This window comes from Pseudomonas sp. SJZ080 (genome assembly GCF_007828295.1).
GTDB classification, from domain to species: domain Bacteria; phylum Pseudomonadota; class Gammaproteobacteria; order Pseudomonadales; family Pseudomonadaceae; genus Aquipseudomonas; species Aquipseudomonas migulae_A.
Genome location: NZ_VIUK01000019.1, coordinates 133,239 through 140,976, shown reverse-complemented (window position 1 = coordinate 140,976; position 7,738 = coordinate 133,239). Strand labels below are relative to the sequence as shown.

The following is a 7,738-nucleotide window of genomic DNA, read 5'->3' as shown; positions in this document are numbered from 1 at the left end:
CATGCGAATATTACTGATCAGACTGAATGCCATGCTGAGAGACGGCACCGAATGGCGGTGACGAATGGCAGGGTGAAGACAGTTGCTCCCACATTAGTGTTGTGTGGCGCCGCGGTAGTGTGAACGCCGCCGCTCCCTGTGGGAGCGGGCTTGCTCGCGAAGGGGCCGGACGCTCGCCCAGCGATCAATCGGGCAACGACCGAATGATGTCAACCAAGTCATCTCTGGTGATCTCATTGGATTTTACGGCCGCAGCAACATCCTCCCTGGAAAGAGGAACGCGTTTGAAATTCTTCTTCAGGATCTCGGGATCAATATTTGATACCCAAAGAGGAGAAATGAAATTTCCTCGGTATTCCGGCCTCATCGGGACATCTTCATGAGCGATGGCCCCTTTATGGTTGAGGTAAACGATATAGCGATCATGCCCTTCGGGAAAACGCTTGTCGTAGTAAAGAGTGACGCCGGCAGGCAGTGCGTAGAAATACTCATCGCCATCGGCCCCTTCGATAAGCAAAGGCTCTTGGGTCCTTAGCATTTTCCTGTCATGGCTCATCGATACATTGTAAGAAGCGACAACGGCCAAGATAGCCGCATTGACAAACACCAAAACAACCAGCCAGAAAAACGACTGCTTGTTCGTAAAAATCCTTTTTGTCATGGTGCGCCTCTGTCGTTGGGGCGACAGATTCGGGCGCAGGTGTGACTGACGCAAGCGTTTTTGCTTTTCGTGTCAAATGCGAGGGACTCATCGCGATGATTACTCACCATAACGGTGTATCAGTCGAAAGATGGCCACTGCCACAGCGCCTTCGCCGGCGAGCCGGCTCCATCCCCTTACCCTGCCTCACGAAGGCTCCAGCCCCGCTGAACACAGCCCTCTGAAACAATGTGAATCAGGCTTTTTCCATCTACCGTGTAGGATTCTGCGACAGCTTGCCGTTTGGTGATCCGGGGACTGGCACGTATGATGCTTCACAAACTTCCGCAGATTAGAAGCCTATGTCCCTGATAGTTCTACTGCTTCTGCCCTTTGTCGGCAGCTGTCTGGCAGCCGTGCTGCCGCACAACGCGCGTAACACTGAATCTTTGTTGGCTGGCGTCGTTGCCCTCATAGGCACCGTCCAGGTCGCACTCCTGTACCCACAGATCGCCCATGGTGGCGTCATTCGCGAAGAGTTTTTCTGGCTGCCCAGCCTGGGCCTGAACTTCGTTCTGCGCATGGACGGGTTTGCCTGGCTGTTCTCGATGCTGGTGCTGGGCATCGGTACGCTGGTATCGCTATACGCCCGTTACTACATGTCGCCGGACGATCCGGTGCCGCGATTCTTTGCGTTTTTCCTGGCATTCATGGGTGCCATGCTCGGCCTGGTGATTTCCGGCAACCTGATCCAGATCGTGTTTTTCTGGGAGCTGACCAGCCTCTTTTCATTCCTGTTGATCGGCTACTGGCACCACCGCGCGGATGCGCGACGCGGCGCCTACATGGCGTTGATGGTTACTGGCGCTGGCGGTTTGTGTCTGCTGGCGGGGGTCATGCTGCTTGGCCATGTGGTTGGCAGCTATGACCTGGACAAGGTCCTGGCCGCCGGCGATCTGATTCGCGCACATGCCCTCTATCCTATTCTGCTGCCCCTGATTCTGATCGGCGCGCTGAGCAAAAGCGCGCAATTCCCCTTCCACTTCTGGCTGCCCCACGCGATGGCGGCGCCGACGCCGGTCTCGGCTTATCTGCACTCGGCGACCATGGTCAAGGCCGGAGTTTTTCTGCTGGCGCGCCTTTGGCCATCGTTGTCCGGCAGTGAAGAATGGTTCTACATCGTCAGCGGCGCCGGTGCCTGCACCCTGTTGCTCGGCGCGTATTGCGCAATGTTCCAGAATGACCTCAAGGGTCTGCTGGCTTACTCGACCATCAGCCACCTCGGCCTGATCACCCTGCTGCTGGGCCTGAACAGTCCGCTGGCTGCCGTGGCCGCCGTGTTTCACATCCTCAACCACGCCACCTTCAAAGCGTCGCTGTTCATGGCGGCCGGGATCATCGACCACGAAAGCGGCACCCGCGACATTCGCAAACTCAGTGGCCTGATCAAACTGATTCCGTTCACCGCGACGTTGGCCATGGTCGCCAGTGCCTCGATGGCTGGCGTGCCGTTGCTCAACGGTTTCCTGTCGAAAGAGATGTTCTTCGCCGAAACCGTGTTCATCAACGCGACGGCCTGGATCGAGACGACCCTGCCCATCGTCGCGACCATCGCAGGTACGTTCAGCGTTGCTTATTCGCTGCGTTTCACCGTCGACGTGTTCTTCGGCCCGACCGCAACCGACCTGCCGCACACCCCGCACGAACCGCCACGCTGGATGCGCGCGCCGGTAGAGCTGCTGGTGTTCACCTGCCTGATCGTGGGGATTTTTCCGGCGCAAGTGGTCGGCTCGTTACTGGCCGCTGCGGCCCTGCCCGTCGTTGGCGGTACGCTGCCGGAATACAGCCTGGCGATCTGGCACGGCTGGAACGCACCGATGATCATGAGCCTGATCGCCATGTCTGGCGGCATCGTGCTCTACCTGTTGCTGCGTAACCAACTCAAGCGCGGACGCTTCAAATACCCGCCGATCATCGGCCTGTTCAACGGCAAGCGCCTGTTCGAGCGCAGCCTGGTGATCATGATGCGCCTGGCCCGTCGCCTGGAGCGACGGATCAGCACCAAACGCCTGCAAACCCAATTGTTCCTGATGGTGCTCGCCGCCGTGCTGGCCGGGTTGATCCCGATGCTCCACAGCAGCCTGAGCTGGGGCGACCGACCGAAGATTCCGGGCTCGATCGTATTCGTGACCCTCTGGCTGCTGGCGATTGCCTGCGCGCTCGGCGCGGCGTGGCAAGCCAAGTATCACCGGCTCGCGGCCCTGACCATGGTCAGCGTCTGCGGACTGATGACCTGCATCACCTTCGTCTGGTTCTCCGCGCCGGACCTGGCGCTGACGCAATTGGCGGTAGAGGTCGTGACCACGGTGCTGATCCTGCTGGGCCTGCGCTGGTTGCCGCGACGGATCGAAGAAGTCTCGCCGCTGCCAAGCAGACTGCGCAAGGCACGCATCCGTCGACTGCGCGACTTGCTGCTGTCGATCGCCGTCGGCGGCGGCATGGCACTGTTGTCGTACGCGATGCTGACGCGTCAGACACCCAACGATATTTCTTCGTTCTACCTCAGTCGCGCCCTGCCCGAAGGCGGCGGCAGCAACGTGGTCAACGTGATGCTGGTGGACTTCCGCGGCTTCGATACCCTCGGCGAAATCACCGTGCTGGTGGCGGTGGCATTGACCGTGTTCGCCCTGCTGCGACGCTTCCGACCGCCGAAAGAAAGCCTGCAACTGCCGGCCCAACAGCGCTTGCTGGCGCCGGACGTGGTGACCGATCTGGTCAACCCGCGTCACGCCAGCGACACCGCGCTCGGCTTCATGATGGTGCCGGCGGTGCTGGTGCGTCTGTTGCTGCCGATTGCGTTCGTGGTATCGATCTACCTGTTCATGCGCGGACACAACCAACCGGGCGGCGGGTTTGTCGCGGGGCTGGTGATGTCGGTGGCGTTCATCCTGCAATACATGGTTGCCGGCACGCAGTGGGTCGAGGCACAAATGAGCCTGCGACCGCTGCGCTGGATGGGCACCGGCCTGCTGTTCGCCACGGCCACCGGGCTCGGGGCGATGGCAGTCGGTTATCCGTTCCTGACCACCCACACCTGGCATTTCGAACTGCCGGTGTTCGGTGACATTCACATCGCCAGCGCGCTGTTCTTCGACATTGGCGTGTACTCGGTGGTGGTCGGTTCGACGCTGTTGATCCTCACCGCCCTCGCCCACCAATCGGTACGCGGCCACAAAACCGCCGCCCTGCCCAGATCCGTCGCCATGAAAGGAGCCGTCTGATGGAAGAAGTCATCGCAATCGCCATTGGCGTGCTGGCCGCGTCCGGCGTCTGGCTGGTGCTGCGACCTCGGACGTTCCAGGTGGTCATGGGCCTGTGCTTGCTGTCGTATGGCGTCAACCTGTTCATCTTCAGCATGGGCAGTCTGTTCATCGGCAAGGAGCCGATCATCAAGGACGGTGTGCCGCAAGACTTGCTGCATTACACCGACCCGCTGCCGCAAGCGCTGGTGCTGACCGCCATCGTGATCAGTTTCGCCATGACCGCGCTGTTTCTCGTGGTACTGCTCGCGTCTCGTGGTCTCACCGGCACCGACCATGTGGATGGCCGGGAGCCTAAAGAATGAATGCGATGACCCACCTGATCGCCGCACCGATTCTGCTGCCGCTGCTGACCGCCGCCATCATGCTGATGCTGGGCGAGAAACACCGACCGTTGAAGGCCAAAATCAATCTTCTCTCCAGTCTGTCAGGCCTGGGGATTTCCGTGCTGTTGCTGCAATGGACACAGACCACCGGCGTGCCCGGCTCTATCGGCGTGTACCTGCCGGGCAACTGGCAAGTGCCGTTCGGAATCGTGCTGGTGGTCGATCGCCTGTCGGCGATGATGCTGGTGCTGACCGGCATCATTGGCGTCAGCGCCCTGCTGTTCGCCATGGCCCGCTGGGACGGCGCCGGTTCGAGTTTCCACGCGCTGTTCCAGATTCAGATGATGGGGCTGTACGGTGCGTTCCTGACGGCGGACCTGTTCAACCTGTTCGTGTTTTTCGAGGTGCTGCTGGCGGCGTCTTACGGCTTGATGCTCCACGGCTCGGGTCGGGCGCGGGTGTCGTCTGGGCTGCATTACATCTCGATCAACCTGCTGGCCTCGTCACTGTTCCTGATTGGCGCGGCGCTGATCTACGGCGTCACCGGCACCCTGAACATGGCTGATCTGGCACTGAAAATCCCGTTGGTGCCGGAAGCCGATCGCGGTTTGTTGCATGCCGGCGCGGCGATTCTCGCGGTGGCGTTCCTGGCCAAGGCCGGAATGTGGCCGCTGAATTTCTGGCTGGTGCCGGCCTACTCTGCGGCCAGTGCGCCGGTGGCGGCGATGTTCGCGATCATGACCAAGGTTGGCGTCTACACCTTGCTGCGCCTGTGGACCTTGCTGTTCTCCGGTCAGGCCGGCGCCTCGGCGTACTTTGGCGGTGACTGGTTGATCTATGGCGGCATGGCGACCATCGTCTGCGCTGCGGTGGCGATTCTCGCCGCGCAACGGCTTGAGCGCATGGCGAGCCTGAGCATTCTGGTGTCGGCAGGGATTCTGCTGTCGGCCATCGGTTTCGCCCAGCCGAACCTGATCGGCGCGGCGCTGTTCTATCTGGTCAGCTCGACCCTGGCATTAAGCGCGCTGTTCCTGCTGGCCGAGTTGATCGAACGTTCGCGTTCGGCCAATGAAATGCCGCTGTTCGATGACGGCGACCTGATTGCCCGGCCGCTGGAATCCCTGCAACCGCCCAAAGGCATCAACCTCGATGACGAACAGAAAGCCGTGGTCGGCCAGGTGATTCCCTGGACAATGGCGTTTCTCGGTTTGAGCTTCATCGCCTGCGCGTTGTTGATCATCGGCATGCCGCCGCTCTCCGGGTTCATCGGCAAACTGGGCCTGCTCAGTGCGTTGCTCAACCCGCTGGGACTGGGCAACGGCGCGGGGGAACCGGTGTCGAACGCTGCGTGGGGCTTGCTGGCGTTGCTGATTCTCTCCGGGCTGGCGTCGTTGATTGCCTTTTCGCGCCTGGGTATTCAGCGCTTCTGGACCCCGCAAGAGCGACCTTCGCCATTGCTGCGACGCTTCGAATGCGTGCCGATCGTCGCGCTGTTGGGCCTGAGCATTGTGCTGACCTTCAAGGCCGAACCCCTGTTGCGTTACACCCAGGCCGCCGCGCAGTCGTTGAATGATCCGCAGCAGTACGTGATGGCGGTACTCGGCACCCGTGCGGTGCCGAGCCCGGAAGCCAAAGCCGCGGTCGCGCAGGTGCAACCATGAAACGTCTATTTCCTGCCCCGTGGCTGTCGTTGGCGCTGTGGTTGTTGTGGCTGGTGCTGAACCTGTCGATGAGCCCCGGCAATCTGCTGCTGGGCGCCGTACTCGGTTTTTGTGCGCCGTTGATGATGCGCAAGTTGCGCCCCCTGCCGATTCGCATTCGGCGTCCCGGCGTGATCCTGGGTTTGTTCTTCATCGTCGGTCGCGACGTGCTGGTCTCCAACCTCGCCGTGGCCTGGGGCGTGCTCAACGCCGGGCGCCGGGCACCGCGCTCGCAATTCATCAAAGTGCCGCTGGACTTGCGTGATGCCAACGGCCTGGCGGCGCTGGCGATGATCTGCACCGTGGTGCCCGGCACGGTCTGGTCGGAACTGGCGCTGGATCGCAGCATTCTGTTGCTGCACGTCTTCGATCTGGATGACGAAGCGCTGTTCATCCAGCACTTCAAGGCGACCTACGAGCGCCCCTTGATGGAGATCTTCGAATGAGCCCGTTGCTGTCGAATGCGATTCTGCTGAGCCTGTTCATTTTTTCGCTGGCGATGGTGCTGACGCTGATCCGCCTGTTCAAGGGACCATCGGCCCAGGACCGGGTTCTGGCGCTGGATTACCTGTACATCATTGCGATGTTGATGATGCTGACGCTGGGTATTCGTTATGCCAGTGACACGTACTTCGAAGCGGCGCTGCTGATCGCGCTGTTCGGCTTTGTCGGCTCGTTTGCCCTGGCGAAATTCCTCCTGCGTGGCGAGGTGATCGAATGAACGCTGAACTGTCTCTGTGGGTGGAAATCCCGGTGGCGATCCTGCTGGTGCTCAGCAGTGTTTTCGCATTGATCGGCGCGATCGGGCTGGTGCGCATGAAGGATTACTTCCAGCGCATGCACCCGCCGGCGCTGGCCTCGACCTTGGGTGCGTGGTGCGTGGCGCTGGCTTCGATCATCTACTTTTCGGCGCTCAAGTCAGGGCCGGTGTTGCATGCCTGGCTGATCCCGATTCTGCTGGCGATTACCGTGCCGGTGACGACGCTGCTACTGGCGCGGGCGGCGTTGTTCCGCAAGCGTATGGCGGGGGATGACGTGCCGGCTGAAGTGAGTAGTCGGCGGACGGAAAGCGGGAGTTAGGTTCAGAGATTTGTATTGATTGGCAGGGCCTCTTCGCGGGCAAGCCCGCTCCCACATTTGACCGAGTTGGCCGGACGAACGCGGTCAAATATGGGAGCGGGATTGCTCGCGAAGGCGTCAGTCGAGGCAACTCAAATCCAGGCGACGGCCAACAACCCGCCCCCCAACACCACACACAACGGCGAATAAACCCAAGTGTCGAGCCGGGCAAACTTCGACCCTTTGACCTCCTTGAAAAACCCCACCAGGTTCGAATCGCCGATCGCCCGGGCGAACATCAGCATCGCGATGGCGCTGATTACCCATTGCAGTGATTGATGGGACACCGCCGGCATCCACCAGCCGACCCGCAAACACACCAGCGCAGCAATCAACAGCAATCCGAACGCCACCAGCAACGTCAGCCACGCCGAAGGCTTGAACGCGGGCCGCGAACTTGCGCCGTCCTCTTCCGGCACCTGAGGCACCGCCGCCACAGCCGCCCACTGTCCACCCAGCGCCCAGTAGACATGTATCAGGCTGATCACCGCGAAGATCGTCACCAGCCATTGAGCCAACACAAACGTCATGTCGAGGATCCTTGAAAGGGATTTAACAGAATCATCCTAGTCGGCATTTTTAGATGTGCGCGACTGATTAACGGGGATGAAGTGCCGCCCCATGCGCTCATTA

Annotated in this window: 8 protein-coding genes; 6 read left to right on the top strand and 2 right to left on the bottom strand. The window is 60.7% G+C overall.

All coding sequences use genetic code 11. From position 1 onward, the window contains the following. Nucleotides 1–184 precede the first annotated feature (184 nt). Nucleotides 185–661: a hypothetical protein gene (locus tag FBY04_RS22805; RefSeq protein WP_145317048.1), complete on the bottom strand. Its 477-nt coding sequence runs from the start codon at nt 659–661 to the stop codon at nt 185–187. Nucleotides 662–1,002: 341 nt separating this feature from the next. Between FBY04_RS22805 and FBY04_RS22800 the strand changes: the two genes are divergently transcribed. Genes FBY04_RS22800 through FBY04_RS22775 form a run of 6 tightly spaced genes read left to right on the top strand, consistent with a single transcriptional unit; the run spans nt 1,003 to nt 7,066 of the window. Then, nucleotides 1,003–3,921, top strand: a complete 2,919-nt coding sequence (locus FBY04_RS22800; RefSeq protein WP_145317046.1) for a monovalent cation/H+ antiporter subunit A — start codon at nt 1,003–1,005, stop codon at nt 3,919–3,921. After that, nucleotides 3,921–4,265, top strand: coding sequence for a Na+/H+ antiporter subunit C (locus FBY04_RS22795; RefSeq protein WP_003202835.1), 345 nt, complete (start codon nt 3,921–3,923; stop codon nt 4,263–4,265). The genes FBY04_RS22800 and FBY04_RS22795 overlap by 1 nt, the downstream gene beginning before the upstream one ends. Then, on the top strand, nt 4,262–5,947 hold the full coding sequence (locus FBY04_RS22790) for a monovalent cation/H+ antiporter subunit D (RefSeq protein ID WP_145317044.1): 1,686 nt from the start codon (nt 4,262–4,264) through the stop codon (nt 5,945–5,947). Before FBY04_RS22795 ends, FBY04_RS22790 begins: the two co-directional genes overlap by 4 nt. Next, a complete protein-coding gene (locus tag FBY04_RS22785; protein WP_084323649.1) occupies nt 5,944–6,432 on the top strand; it encodes a Na+/H+ antiporter subunit E in 489 nt (162 codons plus the stop codon). Before FBY04_RS22790 ends, FBY04_RS22785 begins: the two co-directional genes overlap by 4 nt. Continuing rightward, nucleotides 6,429–6,707 (top strand): K+/H+ antiporter subunit F, encoded by a 279-nt coding sequence (locus tag FBY04_RS22780; protein ID WP_084323647.1) that lies wholly within the window; start codon nt 6,429–6,431, stop codon nt 6,705–6,707. The genes FBY04_RS22785 and FBY04_RS22780 overlap by 4 nt, the downstream gene beginning before the upstream one ends. Beyond that, nucleotides 6,704–7,066: a Na+/H+ antiporter subunit G gene (locus tag FBY04_RS22775; protein ID WP_084323645.1), complete on the top strand. Its 363-nt coding sequence runs from the start codon at nt 6,704–6,706 to the stop codon at nt 7,064–7,066. The genes FBY04_RS22780 and FBY04_RS22775 overlap by 4 nt, the downstream gene beginning before the upstream one ends. A gap of 131 nt (nt 7,067–7,197) precedes the next feature. Here FBY04_RS22775 and FBY04_RS22770 read toward each other — a convergent pair whose 3' ends face one another. Continuing rightward, nucleotides 7,198–7,635, bottom strand: coding sequence for a DUF3995 domain-containing protein (locus FBY04_RS22770; RefSeq protein WP_145317041.1), 438 nt, complete (start codon nt 7,633–7,635; stop codon nt 7,198–7,200). Nucleotides 7,636–7,738 lie beyond the last annotated feature (103 nt).